The 21,168-nt window shown below is 61.4% G+C and carries 18 protein-coding genes; 7 read left to right on the plus strand and 11 right to left on the minus strand.

Going from position 1 to position 21,168, the window contains the following annotated elements:
* The first annotated feature begins 77 nt into the window (after positions 1-77).
* Complete coding sequence (locus ACE039_RS28350; RefSeq protein ID WP_485823976.1) at positions 78-2,222, plus strand: phosphocholine-specific phospholipase C; 2,145 nt, start codon at positions 78-80, stop codon at positions 2,220-2,222.
* A 66-nt stretch (positions 2,223-2,288) separates the two neighbouring features.
* Entirely contained in the window at positions 2,289-3,173 is an 885-nt protein-coding gene (locus tag ACE039_RS28355; protein ID WP_485823977.1) for a LysR substrate-binding domain-containing protein, read from the plus strand.
* A 78-nt stretch (positions 3,174-3,251) separates the two neighbouring features.
* Here ACE039_RS28355 and phnX read toward each other — a convergent pair whose 3' ends face one another.
* The 5 genes from phnX to phnD are packed head-to-tail and all read right to left on the minus strand — an operon-like array spanning position 3,252 to position 7,785.
* Positions 3,252-4,091, minus strand: a complete 840-nt coding sequence (phnX, locus tag ACE039_RS28360) for a phosphonoacetaldehyde hydrolase (RefSeq protein WP_485823978.1) — start codon at positions 4,089-4,091, stop codon at positions 3,252-3,254.
* A 59-nt stretch (positions 4,092-4,150) separates the two neighbouring features.
* A complete protein-coding gene (gene psrA, locus ACE039_RS28365) occupies positions 4,151-5,242 on the minus strand; it encodes an iron-containing alcohol dehydrogenase PsrA (RefSeq protein WP_485823979.1) in 1,092 nt (363 codons plus the stop codon).
* Positions 5,243-5,268: 26 nt separating this feature from the next.
* The gene (gene phnE / locus ACE039_RS28370) at positions 5,269-6,087 is read right to left on the minus strand and encodes a phosphonate ABC transporter, permease protein PhnE (protein ID WP_485823980.1); all 819 of its coding nucleotides are present in this window, start codon (positions 6,085-6,087) and stop codon (positions 5,269-5,271) included.
* A gap of 1 nt (position 6,088) precedes the next feature.
* Positions 6,089-6,898 (minus strand): phosphonate ABC transporter ATP-binding protein, encoded by an 810-nt coding sequence (gene phnC / locus ACE039_RS28375; RefSeq protein ID WP_485823981.1) that lies wholly within the window; start codon positions 6,896-6,898, stop codon positions 6,089-6,091.
* Positions 6,895-7,785, minus strand: a complete 891-nt coding sequence (gene phnD, locus ACE039_RS28380; RefSeq protein WP_448711935.1) for a phosphonate ABC transporter substrate-binding protein — start codon at positions 7,783-7,785, stop codon at positions 6,895-6,897. The genes phnC and phnD overlap by 4 nt, the downstream gene beginning before the upstream one ends.
* A 113-nt stretch (positions 7,786-7,898) precedes the next feature.
* Here phnD and ACE039_RS28385 point away from each other — a divergent pair, with 113 nt between their 5' ends.
* Positions 7,899-8,780 carry a LysR substrate-binding domain-containing protein gene (locus ACE039_RS28385; RefSeq protein ID WP_485823982.1) on the plus strand — a complete coding sequence of 294 codons (882 nt, stop codon included), beginning with the start codon at positions 7,899-7,901 and terminating at the stop codon, positions 8,778-8,780.
* 23 nt (positions 8,781-8,803) lie between these two features.
* Here ACE039_RS28385 and ACE039_RS28390 read toward each other — a convergent pair whose 3' ends face one another.
* Together ACE039_RS28390 and ACE039_RS28395 are read right to left on the minus strand one after the other, a co-directional pair.
* Positions 8,804-9,730, minus strand: a complete 927-nt coding sequence (locus tag ACE039_RS28390) for an alpha/beta hydrolase (RefSeq protein ID WP_485823983.1) — start codon at positions 9,728-9,730, stop codon at positions 8,804-8,806.
* Between the two features lie 146 nt (positions 9,731-9,876).
* Complete coding sequence (locus ACE039_RS28395; RefSeq protein ID WP_448711929.1) at positions 9,877-10,731, minus strand: YihY/virulence factor BrkB family protein; 855 nt, start codon at positions 10,729-10,731, stop codon at positions 9,877-9,879.
* 137 nt (positions 10,732-10,868) lie between these two features.
* Between ACE039_RS28395 and ACE039_RS28400 the strand changes: the two genes are divergently transcribed.
* Positions 10,869-11,777 (plus strand): LysR family transcriptional regulator, encoded by a 909-nt coding sequence (locus tag ACE039_RS28400; RefSeq protein WP_485823984.1) that lies wholly within the window; start codon positions 10,869-10,871, stop codon positions 11,775-11,777.
* A gap of 96 nt (positions 11,778-11,873) precedes the next feature.
* Positions 11,874-13,091, plus strand: a complete 1,218-nt coding sequence (locus ACE039_RS28405; RefSeq protein WP_485823985.1) for an MFS transporter — start codon at positions 11,874-11,876, stop codon at positions 13,089-13,091.
* Positions 13,092-13,141: 50 nt separating this feature from the next.
* Here ACE039_RS28405 and ACE039_RS28410 read toward each other — a convergent pair whose 3' ends face one another.
* The 3 genes from ACE039_RS28410 to ACE039_RS28420 form a co-directional block, all read right to left on the minus strand.
* The gene (locus tag ACE039_RS28410) at positions 13,142-13,741 is read right to left on the minus strand and encodes a BPSL1445 family SYLF domain-containing lipoprotein (protein WP_448711925.1); all 600 of its coding nucleotides are present in this window, start codon (positions 13,739-13,741) and stop codon (positions 13,142-13,144) included.
* Positions 13,742-13,847: 106 nt separating this feature from the next.
* Positions 13,848-15,011 carry a formylglycine-generating enzyme family protein gene (locus ACE039_RS28415; protein ID WP_485823986.1) on the minus strand — a complete coding sequence of 388 codons (1,164 nt, stop codon included), beginning with the start codon at positions 15,009-15,011 and terminating at the stop codon, positions 13,848-13,850.
* A 124-nt stretch (positions 15,012-15,135) separates the two neighbouring features.
* Positions 15,136-16,797 (minus strand): arylsulfatase, encoded by a 1,662-nt coding sequence (locus ACE039_RS28420; RefSeq protein WP_448711921.1) that lies wholly within the window; start codon positions 16,795-16,797, stop codon positions 15,136-15,138.
* 632 nt (positions 16,798-17,429) lie between these two features.
* Between ACE039_RS28420 and ACE039_RS28425 the strand changes: the two genes are divergently transcribed.
* Together ACE039_RS28425 and ACE039_RS28430 are read left to right on the plus strand one after the other, a co-directional pair.
* A complete protein-coding gene (locus tag ACE039_RS28425) occupies positions 17,430-18,206 on the plus strand; it encodes a hypothetical protein (protein ID WP_485823987.1) in 777 nt (258 codons plus the stop codon).
* Positions 18,207-18,259: 53 nt separating this feature from the next.
* The gene (locus tag ACE039_RS28430) at positions 18,260-19,681 is read left to right on the plus strand and encodes a DUF1254 domain-containing protein (protein WP_485823988.1); all 1,422 of its coding nucleotides are present in this window, start codon (positions 18,260-18,262) and stop codon (positions 19,679-19,681) included.
* 56 nt (positions 19,682-19,737) lie between these two features.
* On the opposite strand, the gene adeC is transcribed toward ACE039_RS28430, so the two are convergent.
* Positions 19,738-21,168, minus strand: a complete 1,431-nt coding sequence (adeC, locus tag ACE039_RS28435) for an AdeC/AdeK/OprM family multidrug efflux complex outer membrane factor (RefSeq protein WP_485823989.1) — start codon at positions 21,166-21,168, stop codon at positions 19,738-19,740.

Here is a 21,168-nt window from a genome sequence, read left to right on the forward strand (position 1 = left end):
GGACTGCGCGCCTTGAGTCCACGGCGGCGGCGCGTGGGCGCCGCCGTCCCCTATCTATCGAACGGAACCCGATCACCATGACCCTCATGAACCGCCGCAATTTCTTGCGCGCTGCCGCGGCCACCGCCGCGCTTGGGCCCTTTCCTCCCGCCATCCAGCGCGCGCTGGCCATTCCGGCCAACAACGCCACGGGCACGATCAACGACGTTGAACACGTCATCATCCTGATGCAGGAAAACCGGTCGTTCGACCACTACTACGGCACGATGCCCGGCGTAAGAGGCTTTAGCGACCGCTTCACGATACCCATGGCGTCCGGCCAGCCGGTCTGGATTCAGCAAGGCGCCTCGGGAACCGTTCAGCCCTATTACCTGGACGCCACCAAGGGCAACGCGCTGCGCGTGGGCGGCGCCCACAATTGGGCTGACCAGCAAGCGGCCTGGGACGGCGGCCGCATGGCGGCGTGGCCCCGCGCAAAGAACACCAAGGTCGCGATGGGCTATCTGCAGCAATCCGACCTGGCGTTTCATTGGTCGCTGGCCAATGCCTTCACGGTGTGCGATGCCTATCACACGGCGATCAACACGGGCACCTTCACGAACCGCATGTTCTTGTGGAGCGGCACCAACGGCGCCAACGTGACCGATCACGCCTGCGTGACCAACGCAAATTGGGGTGGCCTGGGCCCGTCGCAAGACGGTCTGGACTGGATGACCTACCCCGAACGCCTGCAAGCCGCCGGCGTCAGCTGGAAGGTCTACAACACGCCCGGCAACAACAGCAACAACAACCAGCTTGTGGCGTTTGCTGCGTATCGGGCCGTCAACGAGCGGCTGGCCGCCGTGGGCTCGCCGTCCGCGCCGTATACCGCGTCCATGGAAGCGATGTCGCCCTTGTACAAGGGCTACGGCAACACGATGCCCGACGGCGGCTACCTTCAAGCGATTGCCGACGACATCGCCATGGGCACGCTGCCGCAGGTGAGCTGGATCGTGGCGCCCGGCCCCTATAGCGAGCATCCCAGCATGTCGGTGCCGGGGCAGGGCGCCTGGTTTGTAGAGAAGCTGCTGGAAACTTTGACCGCCAACCCCGATGTCTGGAGCAAGACGGTTCTGATCCTGAACTACGACGAGAACGATTGCTTTTTTGACCACATGCCGCCGCCCGCGCCGCCTTGGCGCGACGCCGACGGCGCGCAGTCGGGCAAGTCAACCGTCGACATCGAAAAGGAGTACTACACCATGCCCGCGCCGCCGGGAGACACCAGCAAGGTCACGCCCGACGGCAGGCCATTTGGTGCCGGCCCGCGCTTGCCCACGCTGGTGATATCGCCCTGGAGCGTGGGCGGATGGGTCAATTCGCAGCAGTTCGATCACACCTCGGTCCTGCGGTTCCTGGAACAACGCTTCGGCGTGGCCGAGCCGAACATCAGCCCGTGGCGTCGCGCGGTCTTTGGCGACCTGATGTCCTGCTTCAACTTCAAGGACCCCAATACCGCCAAGCCCCTGTTGACTCCGGCGCCGACGCGCGCCGAGGCCGACGCCACCCTGGCCCAGCAAGTCAGCTCGGGCACCGTTCCCGTGCCGGACGTGGGGACGGTGCCCTTGCCGACGCAGGCGCGCCTGGTGCGCCCGTCGCGCGCATTGCCTTATCACCTGCATACCAGCGCCAACGTGGATATGAGCGGCGGGCAGGTCTGGCTGACGTTCAGCAACACCGGCGCGCAGGGCACCGTGTTTCACGTGTACGACGAACTGAACCTGGCCCGATATCCGCGGCGTTACACCGTGGAAGGCCGCAGGATGATCTCGGACTCGTGGCAGGCAACGGTCGACAATGCGGGCCGCTACAGCCTGTGGGTGCTGGGGCCGAATGGATACCACCGCGGCTTCAAGGGCGACATCAGCACGCTGGGCGGCGGGCCGAACCCCGAGGTGCGCGTGTGTTACGACGAACGCGGCCGCGCCGTGTCGCTGACCATCATGAACATGGGCGCCGCGCCCGCGACCGTGACCGTGCAGGCCAACGCGTATCGCACGGACGGGCCCTGGACCTACACCGTCGACCCGGGCATGCAGGTCGAGCCGCGCTGGTCGGTAGAGGCATCGGACAATTGGTATGACTTCACCGTCACCATGGGCAATGACTTCGAACGCCGCTTTGCGGGCCGCATGGAAACCGGCCAGGACAGTACCAGCGATCCTGCCATGGGGGTCGTGTAAGCGTCATGTGCGTCCGGCATCATTGCGGCCAACGTACATTCAACGGCCAGCAGAGACCCGCCATCCATGACGCTTAATCAGATACGCGCATTCATCATGGTGGCCCAGCACGGCGGCTTCACGGCGGCCGCCCGTGTGCTGGGCCTAAGCCACACTACGCTTAATTCCCAGATTCAGATGATCGAACGGGAGTACGGCGCCGAACTGTTCCACCGCCGGGGCAGGCGCGTGGAACTGTCCGCGTTGGGGCTTGAAATGTTGCCGCTGGCGCGCCGCATGGTGTCGCTGGAAGCCGATATGCGGCTGATGCTGGACGATAGCGGCAAGCTGCGACGCGGGGCGCTGAAGGTTGGCGCGGTGGGGCCTTACCATGTCACGGAAATGATCGAGGCCTATCACGCGGTCTATCCACGGATCTCGCTGTCGATCACGCTGGGAAACTCGGAAGTGGTGCTCGACGACCTGGATAAATACGTCTGCGACGTGGGGGTGGTGGCCAGCCGCTATCCGGAAGAGCGCTACTACATGCAGCCGTATGCCCGCTATCCGGTCATTGCGTTTGTGCGGATCGACCATCCGTTCGCCAAGCGCGGATCGATCCAGTTGAAGGAATTATCGGCCCAGCCTTTGCTGATGCGCGAACCCGGCTCCACGACGCGCAAGGCGCTGGAAGATGCGCTGCGGCAGCACAATGTGCCGGTGGAAGTGGCCATGGAAATCGGCAGCCGCGAGGCGCTGCGCGAGGCGGTGGTGCGCGGACTGGGCGTGGGCACCGTATCCGAATCCGAGTACGTGCCCGATCCGCGCCTGCGGCCCGTGCGTATCGATGGCGACGTGGTCTCGACCCATATTCACGTGTGTTGTTTGCGTGAGCGCCGCGAGAGCCCGCTGATTGCGTCGTTCTTCGATGCGATACGGCATTGCGACGCCGCGCGCGCGGAGGCGCACTGACGCAGGCGAAATGTCGTGGACAAAAAAAGGCGCCGACGGGAAGTCATCCCGCCGGCGCCTTTCGATTCTGGCCGTGGCTCAGGGCGTTTCGCCGCGCGCCAGACGTTGCCTGATCTGTTCAATGACGGCGGGCAGGTCGGCCACGCTGTCGATGGCGTAGTGTGCGCCGGCCTGTGTCAGGCGGCGGGCGGCATGCGCCACGCGAGCCTGCACCTGGACGGGGTCTGCGGCGGCAAGCTCGGCTTGCGAGTATCCGACCTCGTTGCCGGACAGCGTCAAGCCCACGCACCACATCCCGGCGTTGCGCCCTTCCTCGATGCCCGGCGTGGTGTCGTCCACCTTGATGCAACGGCGCACGTCTTGCGCGCCCAACGCTAGCACGTTGGCCAGCGCCATGAAGGGGCCGGGCCGGCCACCCGCGGGCAGTTCGTCTCCGGCGACTACCCAGTCCGGCGCGATGCCATCGACCGCGGCGTGCGGCAGCAGCACGTCCAGCACCTGGCGCGGATAGCCAGAGCATGACCCGATCTTGATGCCTTGTTCGCGCAGGGTCTGCAACGTCAGCACCGCGCCCGGAATCGGCTGCGAGTACGCGGCCACTTTTTCGATCTGCATCGGCATGAAACGCTGATAGATCGCGTCGATGTCTTCGTCCGTTGACGCGCGACCGAACGTCTGGGTCCATTGCGCCTGGATGGACGGGTCGGCAAGCAGCGTGCGGATGTGATCGCGCTTGGACAAGCCCATGGGGCCGCGCGCCTGCTCCAGCGTGATGTGTACGCCGAAGGTCGCAAAGGCGTCGACAAAGATCTGGGTGGGCGCCAGCGAGCCGAAGTCCACCAGCGTGCCGGCCCAGTCAAAGATCACCGCTTCGATCGCGGGCAGCGGTTGGCCCTGGGGCGTGGAAACCTGATTCATGTTCAACAACCTGAGAAGGGAAGAAGTGCCGAAGTCGGCAAAAGGAGAGTCGGCGCGGCTCATCGCGCGCCGACAAAATTGCGGCCGCGCGGTCCCAGCAGTGCATCGGCCACGCGGTTGTCCCACTGGTCCGGCGCGACGCCATAGGTGGCGGGGTCGGTGCTGACGCCCAGGTCTTCAAGGAATGCCGTCAACACCTGGGTGGCATGGTCGGCGTCGCGCGCGTCGAATATAGACAGCAGCAGGGCGTCCAGTTCCGCATCTTTGCCAAACGCCATCCGCATGACACGCGGCAGGCTGAACGAGCAGGCAATGCCATGCGCGATGCCATGATCCAGCGTCAGTCCGTAGGACAACGAATGCGCCAGCGCGGTCTTGGTGTTGGAAAACGCCAGGCCGGCCAGCGTGGCGGCCACGGCAACGCGTGAACGCAGCGCCTTGCTGGACAGATCTTGCATCAGCAGGGGCAAGGCAACCAGCACCTGCCGCGCGGCCGACACGGCCAGGCTGGCCGAGACGGGATTGCGATGGACGTTCCATAGCGATTCCAGCGCATGCGACAGCGCGTCCAGGCCGCTTGCAAGCGTGGCGCCATACGGCAGGCTGAGCATCAGCGTGGGGTCGATCAAGGCCGCTTCGGGCCAGGTCCAGGGCAGATGCAAGGAGTACTTGCGGTTCTTCTTCTGGTCCCACAGCGTGGCCCACGGGGTGACTTCACTGCCGGTGCCGGCCGTGGTCGGCAGCGCGATCAAGGCGCGCGCGCGGTCGGGCGGGCTGGTCATCGCCGCGCTGCCGGACAGGCAGGCCAGCAGCTCATCGAAGGTGCCCGACGGCGTGCGCGTCAGCATGGCCTTGGCGCAGTCAATCACGCTGCCCCCGCCCAGCGCGATGATGCATTCCACCTTGGGGTGCTCGCGCCACAGGCGTTCGTACATCGGCGCCAGCCAGGCGACGTCCGGATTGGGGTGCACGTCGGTCTCGATCGCCACCAGCTGTTGGCCCAGCATGGCCTGGATCCGGTCGCACAAGCCCAGCGCACGCGCTTCGGGAAATGCAATCAGGATCGCGCGCCGCGAACCCAGCCGCTGGGGCAGGCGCTCTAGCGCGCCGTCGCCCGCGTCGATGCCGACGGGATTATGAAAGTGCCACATGTCAGTCTCTGAAAAATGATGGGGATTCAGCCACGCCCGTTCTCGCGGATCGCAACCCGCAGGCGATTGGAAATCAGGTCGGCTACGATCACCATGACGGTGATGACAACGATGCAGGTCGCCGTTTCCTGGTACTTGAACAGCTTTAAGCTGCTGACCAGTTCAAAGCCCAACCCGCCGGCGCCCACCATGCCAAGCACGGTGGCGGAACGCAGGTTGACTTCAAAGCGGTACAGAATCACCGCGATCCATGCCGTGATCACCTGGGGCAGCACGCCGAAGACGATCACCTGCAACGGCCGCGCGCCGGTGGAACGCAGCGCTTGCAGCGGGCCGTCGTCGATTTCCTCGATGCTCTCGGCAAAGAATTTGCCCAGCATTCCTACGCCATGCACGGCCAGCGCCAGCACGCCGGGGAAGGGGCCCAGCCCCACCGCCGCGACGAAGACCAGCGCCAATATCAATTCGTTGATACTGCGGATAACGTTCAGCATCTGGCGCGTGGCGCGATACAACCACGGATTGACGTGCAGGTTGCGCGCCGCCAGGAATGACACGGGCAGGGCGCCCAGCACACCCAGCAAGGTGCCCCAGATAGCGATTTGCACCGTTTCGATGGCCGGCGCCGTCAGTGCATTCAGGATGCGCCAGTCGGGGGGAAAGGTCCTGCTCAGGAAGTCGGCAATTTGCGGAATGCCGGCAGCCAGCTCGGCGGCGCTCAGTTGCGCGCCTTGGGCGCTCCATTGCAGCGCCGCCATCGTCAGCGCCAACGCCGCCAGGACCCCGGCCCAGCCCTTCACGCTGGTGGGCAACGGCGCGACCCACAGGTATTTCTTGTCGTCCATCTCAGGCTCCTTTATGCGCGGCTTGCAGCGTTTCGGCGGAAAACGGCGCGTCGCCGCCGGCATGGGCCGCGCCGCCGACGGGCTCGGCGCCGGGGTAAATGCGGGTAAGGTCGGCTTCCTGCATGGCGCCGGGCAGGCCGTCGTACACCACGCGGCCGTGCGCCAGCCCCACGATGCGGTCGGCAAATTCCCTGGCGTAATCGACCTGGTGCAGGTTGCAGACGACGGTGATGCCAAGCTCACGCGTGGCGCAGTGCAGATAGCGCATGACCAGCCGCGCCGTCTTCGGGTCCAGGCTGGCGACGGGTTCGTCGGCCAGAATCACGCGCGGCCGCTGCGCCAGCGCCCGTGCAATGCCGACTCGCTGGCGCTGGCCGCCCGACAGGGAATCCGTGCGGGCTTGCGCCTTGTGCGCCAGGTCCACGCGCGCCAGGCATTCCTGCGCCAGCGCGACGTCGGCGCGGCTGAACAATTGCAGCACCGACGTCAGCACCGGCACGGCGCCCAGCCGCCCGGTCAGCACATTGCGCAATACCGACAGGCGCGGCACCACGTCATGGTGCTGGAAGATCATGGCCACCTGGCGCCGCAGCGCACGGGTGTCGCGGTCGGCCATGGCGTTGATACCCGCCACGGTCATCTCGCCCGCGTCCGCCTCGACCAGGCGGTTCATGCAGCGCAACAGCGTCGACTTGCCCGCGCCGGATTGCCCCAGAATCACCAGGAATTCGCCGGCGTCCGCTTGCAGATCCACGCCGCGCAGCACGTCGTTGGCGCCGTAGCGCTTGGTCAGGCCGCGCAGCGTGATCATTTCATGCTCCGCAGGTCCAGCTTGAGCACCTTGGCGGTGTCGCGAACCACGTTGTAGGCGGCGTCGGTGGTCGGCTGGAACCCGTTGAGCATGCCTTGATCGCCCCACGGCACGTCCTTGATGTTGGCCAGCGCGCGCGCCACCTTTTCCTTGACGGCGGGGTCCAGGTCCTTGCGCCAGACCATGGGCGATTCCGGGATATCGCTGGACGTCCACACGACGCTCAACTCATCCTGGCGCAGCTGGCCCTTCGCGATGGCACTGGCGTAGATGCGGTCGGCGACGGCGGCGGCGTCAACTTTTTTATTGGCCACGGCCAGCAGGCTGGCATCATGCGAGCCCGAGAACACCACGCGCGAGAACAGCTTGGCGGGGTCATAACCGGCTTGCTCAAGCCCGGACTTGGGGAACAGATGGCCCGATGCCGAGCTGGGGTCGACAAACGCAAAGGTGTGGCCCTTCAGGCCTTCCACGCTGTTGATGCCGCTGTCCTTGCGCACCACGATCAGGCTTTTATAGGCGCTTTTGCCAGACTTCTTGGTCACGGCGACCGAGAACGCCTCGACATCGGCGACGGACGCCGCCAGCACGTACGAGAACGGTCCCAGATACGCAACGTCCAGCTTCTTGGCGCGCAGGGCTTCGATGATGCCGTTGTAGTCGGTTGCCACGAACGGCTTCACTGTCATGCCGGTCTGTTGCTGCAACTGCTCGATCACCTGTTTGCTGGATTCGATCATCGCCTGCGAATCCTCGGCGGGGATCAGCCCGATAGTGAGTGTGTCTTGCGCCGCATGGGCGGCCGTGGCGCCCAGGAGGCAAAGCGCGATCGCGGCGGTGGCGGCGGTGAAAGAACGGCGGGCGGTAAAGCGAAGGGGGGCTTTCATGGCAAGCATCCTGGCGTGGTGGAAGGGAATGCCAGGAAGCTTAGGGATGTCACATGTCCTTCATATTATCGATTTAGTATCCGTTTCATCACTCATCCATAGATGAAATCTATATGTCGGTTGCCCGCCTGCGCGCCTTTCTGGCTGTCGCGCGTCACGGAAGTTTCAGCGCCGGGGCCCGCGCGCTGGGCTTGGCGCAACCCACCTTGACCACGCAGATCCAGGCACTGGAAAAGCAGCATGGCGTGGAACTGTTCCATCGCCGTGGACGCGGCGCGCAACTGACGCAGGTCGGGCTGGCGCTGCTGCCGGTGGCCCAGCAATTGGGCGCCTTGGAATTGGACGCCTTCAACCTGCTGCATGATGCGGGCAAGCTCAATACCGGCAAACTGCGTATTGGCGCGGTGGGCCCGTTTCATGTCATTGAAATGGTGGACGCCTACCACCGTCTTTACCCAGGCGTGGACATGTCGATACGAGTGGGCAATTCCGCCGAGGTTCTCGCGGACCTCACGAACTACGTGACCGACATTGCGGTGCTGGCTGGCGCGCGCGACGAACCGGGCCTGAGCGCCGAGCATTACGCCAGCCATGCCGTCATCCTGTTTGCGCCCGTGTCCCATCCTCTGGCGCGGTTCGACAGCGTGCCGCTGTCAGCCCTGCAGGATGCGCCCTTGTTGCAACGGGAAGCCGGATCGACCACACGCGCCGCCCTGGAGGCTGTCCTGGAGCAAGCCAATGTGCGGCCACGCCCCGTCATGGAAGTCGGCAGCCGTGAAGCGCTGCGCGAAGCCGTGGCGCGGGGGCTGGGCCTGGGCACGGTGTCGGAGGCCGAGTTCATCCCGGATGCGCGGTTTCGCCTGATACGCATTCACGGCGACCCGGTACGCACGGAAACCTATCTCTATTGCCTGAAAGAACGCCGTGATAGCCGCTTGCTTTCGTCTTTTTTTGACCAGGCCCTGGGTCTGCGGGACGCACCGCACCCACGGTGAAGGGCCGCCCTCTACGTGATGGATCAGCGCGCCGGCAGTAGATATTTCAGCGCCTGCATGAAGCCTCGTGGTGCGACGGTAAGATGATCCTCGTCGTTCAAGACCACTGACTTCAGTTTCAGGCTTGGGTACTTCCTGCTTTGCAGCGCCGCTTCCAACGCCCGGTTGTCGGCAACCATGTCCACGGTCTGGTTATAGCGTCGATCACCCTTGCGCAAGGCCTCATAGGCGCCGACATAAAGATAGACATTCGCACTCAGATCCTGGTTTTGCTTGGCATAGCTCGCTTCGAGCTTCAAGGCATGTCGCTTGTCGTACCAGAGAGACGGACTGCCCAGGATATAGCTGCTGAACAGGCCAGGTTCAGTGAAAAGGATTTGCGTCCCAAGCAATGCGCCGTAGGAGTGGCCCAGAAATATTGCTTTGGCAGGGGCCGTCCGGTAGTGACCGTTGATGAAGGGCTTTACCTGATCGCGCAGGTACTTTTGATAGGCCTGCGCCTGACCATGGATGGCATTGGGTGGTGCAGTACTTGGGCCGTTCGGTGTCGGCGTGTAATCACGCTGGCGGCTGATCCCGCCATTCTCGCCTTTTCCATAAGACAGGCCGACCAGAATGAACTCTTCGATCTGGGGACCTTCAACATTCAGGCGGCGCGCTAGCTGGCGGATGATCGGGAAAGCGTAGTCGGCGTCGGTCGCATACAGAACGGGGAAGCGCCGCTGTGGCTGCGTGCCATAGGATGGCGGCAATGCGACGAAGACCTGGTAGCCGCGTTTGGAAATGGGATCGGGCACGTCCCATACCTCGCTATCGGGGATCTCGTAGGGGTGTCCGTTTCCAGACTGCATCCTTGGCGGCGTTGGGGCCTGAGCGTACGTCGCAGCGCTAAAAGTGCCGACGCTGATAATAAGGGCGACCAACAGGGCATTTGGGAAACGGCGATGCATGCGGATTCTTTGTGTATACGCCCCGCCTTCAGCACATGGGAATGACGCGGCCCATGATGAGTGGCGTGTTTGCGCAGCAGTAGGGCCGCATATCCTAGCTGATTCGATCTTCGCACGCCCGCCGACCCGCCTGCGAATTTGAATCTTTAACTGCGTTCTCTGCGCGATCCATGCGCTTCGGCATAAACGCGGGTAAATTCCGCGCCCAGCAGAAACACCTGGGCCGCGTAATAAACCCAGATCAGCACGATCACCAGCGACCCCGCCGCCGCGTACGACGAGGCGACGGACGCCTTGGCCATGTACAGGCCGATCAAGAACTTCCCGATTTCGAACATAACGGCGGTGACGAACGCCCCGGTCCAAACGTCTCGCCACGCGACTGAGACTTGGGGCATAAATCGGTAGATCATCCCAAAAAGCAGGGTGAGTATGCCCAGGGTAATTGCCTCGTTGACCAGTTGCAGAAGCATCCCCCAGCCCGGGATGCCGCCGCCCAGCCAACTGCCCAATGCGGCCAGCACCGTGCTGACGACAAGCGAGACGAGCAATAAAAACGCCAATGTCAAAATCAGGCCAAAGGAAAGCAGCCGCGCGCGGATCAGGGCCCAAATGCCGGACTGCTTCTTGGCGTTGACCTTCCAGATGCGGTCCAGCGCGCTTTGTAGTTCCGAAAATACTGTCGTCGCCCCGACCATCAGCACCACGACGCTGATGACCGTGGCTGCGATGCCCTGCGCGGGTTCTTGCGCACCCAATACGACACTTTCCACCGCCTTGCCACCCTCTGCGCCGACCAAGGCGCTGACTTGCTCCAACAACTGCCCCTGCGCGGCTTCGTGGCCCCAAAAAAACCCCGCGATACCGATCACGATAATAAGAAGTGGCGCCAGCGAGAAAACCGTGTAGAACGCGATGGCGGCGCCCATGCTGGGTGCATAGTCGTCCAGCCAGTTCGTCACCGTTTGCTTAACTAACGCATAGAAGCCTTTGATAGCCATTTCCACACTCTCAGTGCATGCAGAGATGTAGCAAGTGGCGTGCCACCCCTGTATCGAGCGCCGCAGGTGGGTCTAGGAAATTATCAGGCGGGTGCGGATTATATTTATGCCATTTATGGAATAGATTTCCGCAAATCATGTACTCATCTGAACGCCTGAAAGGCATCGACGTCTTTGTGTCCGTGGCGGATGCCGGCAGCTTCACTGCCGCGGCTGAACGCCTTAGCTTGACGAACTCTGCCGTGGGCAAGGCTGTTGCACGCCTGGAGTCCAGGTTAGGGGTGCGGCTGTTTGAGCGCACCACCCGCCGCCTCTCACTGACCGATGCCGGGCAGGCCTTCTATAGGACTTGCCAGCGCGTCCTCGGCGAACTCGAAGAAGCCGAGCATGTGCTGAAAGCCGAAGACATGGTGCCCGTTGGAAAGTTGCGCCTTGACGTGCCGGCTACCTACGGCCGCCTGCACGTCATGCCTGTGCTTTTCGAATTCATGAGGGCTTATCCCGGCATTCAGCCGCAGATCTCCTTCACCGACCGGTTCGTCGATCTGGTGGAGGATGGCGTTGATGTGGCGGTGCGCATCGGCGGCGGCGAGACCTGGCCTGGTTCCGTTGGATACCGCTTCTTGGGCCGGGAGCAGCGCATCTTCTGCTGCGCGCCGAGCTACCTTGAAAGGGTAGGTGACATCGCGGACGATGTTGAATCCTTGGACCATCTGGATGCCGTGCTGTACCGGCGTCCCGACGGCACGCCCAGCCCTTGGTTCATCCGACGGGGTGAAGCTCCCGTCGAACACTGCCATCCTGCGGCAAGACTGGAAGTGGGCAGCGCCGAATCGTGGGTCGAAGCCGTGGTCCAGGGATTTGGTGTGGCCCAGCTTTCCACATGGCTCATTGAAGATCGTCTGGCCAGGGGCGCGTTAGTGGAAGTTCTACCGTCCTTGGCGATAGATGGCCTGCCTCTGTATCTTCAATGGCAGCGCAGCCGGCAGTTACTGCCCAAGGTGGGTGCGTTACTTAGCCATCTCGGCGCTAAGCTGCGCATCTGATTAAGGAATAAATGGATGAAATCGGCGGAATATTTATCCAACATGGGAAATTGAGGAATCAATAAGCTATGGGTTTGAAGATTCTCATTGCTGACTATGTCCTCTCCTTCTTCCACGCGCTTGCAACGACCAGATGGCGCCGCCCAAGCTGGCACGGTATCCACTTACATCCTCGCGATCGCAGCCTTCGTGATCGTCACGACCGAGTTCTTGATGGTCGGCCTGTTGCCCTCTTTGGCCCGCGACCTGTCGATCTCCGTCGCCCGGGCAGGGCAGTTGGTTACGCTATTCGCGGTCGTCGTGATGCTTTTCGGGCCGCCCTTGACGGCATGGCTTGCCCACATTGAGCGCAAACGCATGTTCATGGCGGTGCTCGTCATTTTCGCCGTATCGAACGCCGTCGCAGCACTGGCTCCGAACTTCTGGGTCTTGGCCATCGCACGCATCGTGCCCGCGCTTGCGCTGCCCGTGTTCTGGGGTACGGCCAGTGAAACCGCTGCGCAATTGGCCGGACCGGAACGGGCGGGCAAAGCCGTCTCCACGGTCTACCTGGGCATATCGGCGGCCATGCTGCTGGGTATTCCTCTGGGCACTGTCGCGGGTGATGCGGTCGGCTGGCGAGGCGCTTTTTGGGCGCTGGCAATCATGTCCGCGCTGACTGCCGTACTCCTGCAGTTCTCTATGCCCGCATTGGCCGCGGGCAAGCGGATCGGTCTTGCCCAACAGGCGCGCATCCTTCGTGATCCCGCCTTCGTGGCCAACGTGTTGCTATCGGTCGCCGTTTTCACGGCAATGTTCACGGGCTACACCTACTTGGCCGCCCTGCTTGAAAAGGTCGCGCGTGTGCCTTCTGCGGACCTGGGGTGGTGGCTGATGGGCTTCGGTGCCGTTGGGCTCTTAGGTAACTGGTTGGGCGGGCTGTGGGTGGACCGCAAGCCACTGGCGACCACCGCAATGTTCAGCGCCGTGTTGGCAATTGGCATGCTGGCCACTGTGCTGTTGGCAGCGCAGCATATCGGATTGGCAGTCGCCTTGGGCGTGTGGGGCATTGCGAATACCGCCCTCTATCCCGTCTGCCAGATTCGTGTAATGAAGTCGGCTCCGCAGGCCCAGGCGTTAGCCGGAACAATCAATGTCTCCGCCGCCAACGGCGGCATCGCTCTAGGCGCCATGCTCGGCGGAGCAAGTATTGCATGGTGGGATGTCGCTAGCGTTGCGGTCGTAGGCGCCACTGTAGCGGCATTCGCCGCCGTGGCCGCCGCGGGCATCGGTCGATGGCTCAGTCTGACACCATTGTTCCATTCATCCCGTTGAAGAAGAACGCCGCGAGAATCACCCGCAGCGTTCTTCGCAACCGGAGCAAATCACGGAGCCAGCTTCGATATCTTTGTGCCCTCCAGTGACACACCCGCCATGAGGCCTCCGTTGTTCATCACAAAGCCGACGATTGGCTTCTGCGCCGTGTCCGTGTCAATGCGCCCATTTGCGCCGACATTGACGACGGCAACGGTGGCGTCCGCGCCGACCGTCCAGCCGCTACTTTTACGGAACTTGCTCAGTGATTCATCTGTCATGAACAGCAAAACCATTGCTTTCGACTGTGCACCGGCCTGGAAGCCGATGGAGCCTGCCGTGGTGCTGTAATAGCCGGCCTCCGTGCCACCCACACGCAGAACGCCGTTGCCGTGCTCGGCGCCGACAATGAAGCTGCCGCTGAGCACATCGGGAAAGACGAGCACGCCTCTGGCGCGTGCCACCAGGTCCTTGGACTGGGGAGACGCTTGATAAAGCCTGCTAAGTGTTGCGTCGGCAGCGCTATTCAGCGATTGGCGCGTTTCGGAAGTGGTCGATGTGGAAGATTTGGAAGCGGTAGTGGTCGTGCAGCCCGAAAATTGCAAGACTGCGGCACAGCTCAGCGCGGTTGCGATACTGACACGACGCAAGAAAGGCACAGTACTAAACATGGAATTCTCCTATTTGTTGTCCTCTGCAATGACTTAAACGACCATTGCCCTCCCCATATAAGGCAAACGTTGGTAAACATGGCGCCGACTCGGCCGCGAGATGGATTCATCGGCTAGCGACGCCATTCCTGGTTTGCCGGGCAAGCTTCCACTGTTCTGGTGCCATCACCGTGCGAAAGCCCAGATGAGACATGGCGTTCATGGGGTCGTTACCCCGGCGGGCGCTGGTGCGATAACTGATGCAGTAGGTGTCACTGCACAGGAATGACCCCCCACGCGTTACGCGCTTAGGTGCGTTGCCGGGTACCTGGCCATCGTCGGGATCGAAGCTGTCGGCTGGCCCCGCCGGATCTGCCGCAGGCCGGCGGTACTGCGCCTGTATCTTGAAGGCGTCGGCGCGATACCAGTCGGAGGTCCACTGCCAGACGTTACCCGCCATGTCGTACAGCCCGTAGCCGTTGGGCGAGAAGCTGCCCACCGGCATGGTGCCGACCTGCACTATTTCGTCCTTGACGACCGGGAAGGGCTGCTTCTGCCGGGCATCCCAGATGTTGGCCATCGTCTTGCCCTGCGGCAACAGTTCCTCGCCCCAGGCATAGGTGGCTTGCTCGAGGCCGCCGCGCGCCGCCATTTCCCATTCCGCTTCGGTGGGCAGGCGTTTGCCGGCCCATTTCGCGTAGGCCTTCGCGTCCTCATACGAGACCTGCACGACGGGATGGTCGTCCTTGCCGGTGAGCGAGCTGTCCGGCCCTTGCGGATGCCGCCAGCTTGCACCCGCCACGTAGCGCCACCAGCGTGAGTAATCGCGCAGCGACACCTCGGACTCCGTGCCGACGAACACCATCGCGCCAGGCACCAGCAGGCTGTCGTCAGGGCGCGGCGTGCCGGGCGGCAACTGCACCTTCAGATCTTCCCATTTCGGCTTTTGCTCGGCCGTCGTCACGTAGCCCGTGGCTTCAACGAAGCGGCGGAACTGCGCGTTCGTCACGTCGTTCACGTCCATCCAGAAGCCGCTGACAGACACTTTGTGTGCTGGCATTTCATTGGGTTGCGCAAGCTTGTGGCTGCTGCCCATCAGGAATTCGCGCGCCGGTACCCAGGCCATGCCCGCGGGTCCGTTCTTGCCGTCGCCCAGCACCACCTTTACCGGCTGCGGCTGCCCCTCGTCGCTTAGAAGCACGTAGGTGGTGCCTGAGGGGACGCCGAGCGCGATCCCGACCAGCACCCATGCGGTGGCCAGACGTGACTTACGTTGTCCATGTTTTGCCATCGCGGTCACCGATATCAAACAGAAAAAGCGGATCTGACAGACTGGCGTTTGGCAGGGCTGGCTGGTTGCGTGGAAGGATCGGATGGCCTGCGGCCGACCCGGTCCACGCAATGAAAACGCCGCCCTAGTTCCCCGAAGGCATTGGCAGAGCGAAGCCTTCCTTGGCCAAGCCGTCCCGTATGTGCTGGAAGCGTTCGTACTGCGACAAGGTGATCGGCCCGTCATAGACCTCGCTTTGCGCCTTGCGAGGGGGGTACTTCACATACGTCTTCATGAGGTCGGCGGCGGCTGCGTTCATCGACACTATCGTCCAGGTTCGTTCCGTGACGTTGCTCATGAAGATGTCGTAGCGCTCCTGTGGGTCCGCCCACAAGTCAAAGACCTGCGGAACGGCCGCGACATAGGACTCGGCACCCTTCCAGCCCAGGTTGGTGTCGACGGCCAGTCCGCCCGTCTTCACGCCGTTGTCGCCCCTCAGGTTGAATACGGCCTTGTAATTGCCCACGCGAATGGCCCCCGGCGACAACTCGTTTTCCGTGAAATAGAACCACGACTTGCGTTCAGATTTACCCGTGCCGAACAGCACCGGCGACATGTCGTAGCTATCGAACACAATGGGTTTGTCCGCGCGATCATTAACGGGCAGTTTGATGCCCGCCATTGATGCGAAGGTCGCCATCAGGTCAAGGCCACCCAAGATGTTGTGGTCCGTCGAGGCGGGCGCAATCTTGCCCGGCATCCAAGCGATGGCGGGAACGCGATTGCCGCCTTCTCGAACCGTGCCCTTGGTGCCGCGGAAGGGGGTGTAGCCCGCATCGGGGTAGACGTCCTGCCAAGCGCCATTGTCCGTCGTGTAGAAGACCAGCGTGTTCTTGTCCAGGCCTAACTCCCGAACCTTATCCATGATCCGCCCAATTCTCGCATCCAGCTCGACGACCGAATCTGCATACTTGCTCTTGGACATCGACTTACCCTTGTAATCAGGGTCCGGCATATTTGGCTGGTGGACCTTCATGAAATTAATGTTCATGAAGAACGGCTGCTCGGATTTAGCGTTGCGGTCCAGGTACTCGAGCGAGGCCTTTTCGACGTAGCGGTCGAAGAAGGGGATACCGACCACGCCTTCCTTGCCGTTCACGACGGGCGTATCGACGTACTGACCATTGATCTTGAATTCCTCTCGCGCGGTTTCGCCCGCGTTACCCGACAGGGCACCGCGTGTCACCTTCTGGAACATCGCGCGCAGTTCAGGATCCATATCCGGGAACCAGGTTGGATCCGCATAGGTATAGGCGTTGAGATGGTACAAGCCGGCGTATTTCATCTCGTCGTAGCCTTGGGCATTTGGCAGCGAGTAGTCCGCTTCGCCCAGGTGCCATTTCCCGCTGAAAAAGGTCTTGTAGCCGCCCGTTTTCAGGACTGACGCCAACGTCCATTCTTCCTTGGGCAAGCCGCCGCCTTGTCCTTGGAACGCCACCGTCGTCATGCCGCTGCGATTGGGGATGCGGCCGGTTTGCATGGCAGCTCGTCCTGGCGTGCAGCTGGGTTGGGCATAGAAAGAGAAGAAGGTCATCCCCTCTTTGGCAAGCCGGTCGATATTAGGAGTGGGCATTCCGCGCCCCACACCGCCGCCATAGGGGCCAAGGTCTCCGTATCCCGTGTCGTCCGACACGATCAGAATGATGTTTGGCTTGCGCGGTTCCTGCGCTATCGAGGCAGTAGAGAAAACCGCGGCGGCGACAAAAAGGGCCGCTGCGCCCGACGAAAATGTTCGTTTGGTCGTCATCTTCAACGCTCCGCTGAAAGATAAATAAGTCGACCGCACGAAGCTTCAAACCGCGCGGCGCTCAGGCATACGGGTTCACTTTGGCATACGTACTGGAGTTCAAGAGCAAGCATTTTCTCGCCCTTGAGCGGATGTATTTTCACCTTCTTTAAAGAGCTGTCAATCGGGATATACGGCTGAAGACGCGGGCAGGGCGAGTCGCCTGAGCAGGCCGGACCGGGATAATCGCACTACCTTTCGGATCATCGGTTCAATTCGATGCTGGCGCAGAAAATCGCGATACGTTTTTACACGCGCATGAGCGAAAAAAACTGAAGTGATATCGTTAAATTCGCAGTAATCTAACCGCGAGAGTCAGCCCCACTGTCCCGGCAGGCGTCGCCCCAGAACCACTATGTTGGCAGGAAAAAACAAACGGGCCAGCACGCTAATCAGTCTTGGTTGCGCTATGCACAACCGTTTCCTATATCCCGTAGCCAGTGGCTGCTTCGAGCCTCGCTGCCGAATACGCCGCCGGTCAATGGTCACCATGAGACGGGTATTGGAGATCTGAACGTTTTCACCGCATACCTGATCGATTCCCGAAACCCAGCGGTTAGATGACTGGCTCGTGCGCGGGCCGAGGCGGGGCGATGATAAAGCACATAATTGGATGTCTGGCAGGCGGCCTCTTCTACGCCGGATCCGGTTTCGGCGCCGACCAGGTTGCTGCGTCAGTGCCCGACGTTCGGTATTCAAGCGAATGGGAGTTTTCAGTCACGCCCTATGTCTGGGCGCCGGCGCTTTCTGGAAAGGTGTCTCACCGACGTCTACCGGTCATCGATGTAGACACGAGCTTCGATCAGATCCTGGATAACCTGGATTTCGCGGCGATGCTGAGCGGCGACGCACGTAAGGGCCGGTACAGCTTTTTCGGCGATCTGATTTATGCAAAGGTCGGCGCTCAGGGCGACACGCCCCGTGATGTCGTGGCGACCAGTGCGGACGTCCACAGCAAGACATTCACCGGTCTGCTGGGCGCAGGGTATTCGGTCCTTGATCAGTCACCTCACAGCCTTGACGTCGTGGCGGGTTTGCGCGTTTGGTCCGTGGACACCGACATCACGCTGAAGGGCGCACGCGGGGATGACAGGAAAAGCAGCGATGGCGCCACATGGGTGGATGCCGTGGCAGGAGTGCGGGGACGCTACGTTTTCACTACAAAGCTGTATGCGGCGGGATGGGGGCTGGTAGGCGCGGGCGGCGCGAATGCGGACTGGGATGTTGGAATCGGCATTGGATACAACATCAGCAAGAGCTTCTCGGCGACTGTTGGCTACCGAGCCTTGGGCGTGGATTACAGTGCCGGCGGCTTTAAGTTCGATGCTGTGCTTCACGGCCCAATGGCTGGCTTGACTATCCGCTTCTAAAGGTCAGTGCTGAGCCGATCCACTATTAAATTTAATAAACGGAATAGAGCTTCATGGACACCAAACTACCGAAAGCACTTTGTCACGCGATGCTGGTGATTGCGTCCTTCACATCGTCCTATGCCTGCGCGGAAATCAGCCCCTCCGAAACGCGGGCAATCGCAGAGGAAGGGTACATCTACGGTCTTCCTATTGTGATGAACTACGCGATCATGTACGAGTACGCCGTCGACAAGAACTCGAGCCAGTACAAGGCACCGTTCAACCAGATTCGGAGCTTGCACCATGTCGCCAACTACAAAGACACCGCCATCATCTCGCCAAACAGCGACACGCCGTATTCCATGATGTTCATGGACTTGCGCAGCGAGCCGATCGTGTTATCGGTACCGGCGGTGACAAAGCCTCGGTACTACTCGGTTCAGCTTATTGACGGCAGCACCTACAATTTCGGCTACATCGGAAGCCGTTCCACCGGGGACGAGGCCGGCGACTACATGATCGCTGGCCCCAATTGGAAGGGCGCCATTCCACCAGGTGTCAGGAAGGTTTTTCGTTCCGCAACGCAGCTTCCGTTCGCGGTCTTTCGGACCCAACTGTTCAACCCGGCCGACATGCCCAACGTCGTCGCTATCCAGTCGGGCTATAAAGCACAGCCGCTTTCTACCTATCTCAAGCAGCCGGCACCTCCTGCCGTGCCCGCGATCGATTTTCCAAAAATCAACACCGATCTGGCAAAGACCGAATTTTTTACGTACCTGGATTTCGCCTTGCAATTGAGCCCGGCCGCGCCGGACGAAGTGGCAATCCGTGCGAAGCTTGCTCGCCTGGGCATTGGCGAAGACAAGAAGTTCAGCTTCGAGGAGCTGTCCGCTGAGCAAAAGAGCGCCGTTGTTCAAGGCATGCAGGATGGGCACGCCAAGGTCGAAAATGCGATCAAGAATCTAGGCACGAAGGTCAACGGCTGGAACATCGTGGGGGCCGGCGGCGACAGTGCCTTCTACCACGGAGACTGGCTGAAGCGGGCCGCAGTGGCGCAGGCGGGCATATATGCCAACGATGCTGAGGAAGCTACGTACCCGCTGACCACGACCTTGCCCGATGGCGAACCGCTTGACGGTAGTAAACACAACTACACCATTACCTTTCGCGACGGACAACTGCCGCCGGTCAATGCTTTCTGGTCGGTGACCATGTACGACGGCAAGACGCAGTTGCTGATCGAGAATTCGATTGGTCGCTACCTCATTAACTCGCCGATGCTCTCGAACATGACGAAAAACGCGGATGGCTCGCTGACGCTGTACCTCCAGAAAACGTCCCCCGGCGCGGATAAGGAGAATAACTGGCTGCCGGCACCGGACGATCTCATGTACTTGGTAATGCGCCTCTACTGGCCGACGACTGAGGCGCCTTCCATCCTGCCTCCCGGGAAAGGCACTTGGAGTCCACCGCAGATTGTCAAGGTGATGTAACCGACCAGGAGCGAGATATCGCTCATGGTCAGCTCGCCGGGTTGCACTCGCCCCACCTAGTCTTGCCTGGAGTCTTCGTACCAGCCGCCTCCCATCACCTTATAAAACGTCACTTGATTGGTGAAACGCGAAAGGCGCGTCGTGATCAGCGTCTTTTGCGCGGCGTAGAGCGAGCGTTGTGAGTCGAGTACGTCCAGGTAGCTTGCAACGCCTCGGTCGTAGCGCACAGTAGACAGTCGATAGCTTTGTGCCGTTGCATCAGTCAGTGCTTCCTGAGCCTGTAAACGGCGAACCAGTGTCTCGCGTTCGATCAGCGCATCAGACACCTCTCGGAATGCCGTCTGAATGGACTTCTCGTATTGAGCAACGTTGATGTCGCGGCTGATCTGGGCGATGTCCAGGTTTGCACGGTTGGCCCCACCGTCGAAGATCGGAATTGAAATCTGCGGAATAAAGGTCCAACTGCCTGACCCGCTTTTGAATAGATTGGACAAGCTTGCGCTGCTGCTGCCCGCCGTGGCGGTCAAGCTTATGCTAGGGAAGAACGCAGCCCTGGCGGCGCCTATGTTGGCGTTGGCCGCACGTAGCGTCCGCTCTGCTTCAAGGATGTCTGGGCGCTGCTGCAGGAGATCCGACGACACTCCAGCGGGAATATGGGCCAGCACATTTGCATCGGCATTGGCAGTCGGGGGTAAGGCCGATGGTAGGAGCTCATCGGGTATGTCATGACCAACGAGCATGCCCAGCAGGTTACGGTCCTGCGCCACTTGAGATACATAGGTTTCGATCTCCACTCGCGCGCTTTCCACTGTGGTTTGCGCCTGGCGTAACGTCAACGCTGTTGCCAGGCCCAGATCGAACCTGCGCTGGGTCAGCTTGTAACTGGCGCCCTGGCTGTCCAGCGTGTCGCGAGACAGCCTGAGCAGCTCCTGGTCGGCGGCCAGTGTCAGATAGGCTGTCGCGACTTCGGCAATCAAGCTGATATGCGTGCTGCGACGCGCCTCCTCGGTCGATAGATAGGTCTCCAGCGCCTGTTCGTTCAGACTGCGAACGCGGCCAAACAAATCGAGCTCGTAGGAGCTGAAACCGAGCGTCGCGCTGTATGTATGGGATGTGGTCGGGGTTCCGGTCATGGAAAGATCTCCGGGCGTGCGGTTGCTGTTGCCGCTACCCGAGGCATCAATCGATGGAGCAAGGTTGGCGCGCTGTACGCGATACTGCGCTCGGGCCTTGTCTACGTTGAGCGCCGCAACTCGAAGGTCCCGATTGTTCTTCAAGGCAAGTTCAATCAGGCTTTGAAGTCGGGCGTCAGTAAAAACTTGCCTCCAACCGACCTGTGCCACGGGCGTATTGGGCTGGTCGCCATCAGCGTTGGAGAAATTTCCAGGCACGGGTGATGCGGGTCGCTCATAAGCCGGCATCATGCTGCAGCCGGCGGACAACAATGTCAGTGTGAGAACGACAGGGGCGATGAAAATACGAGACAT

The sequence above is a fragment of the Achromobacter maghribensis genome, from assembly GCF_057334215.1.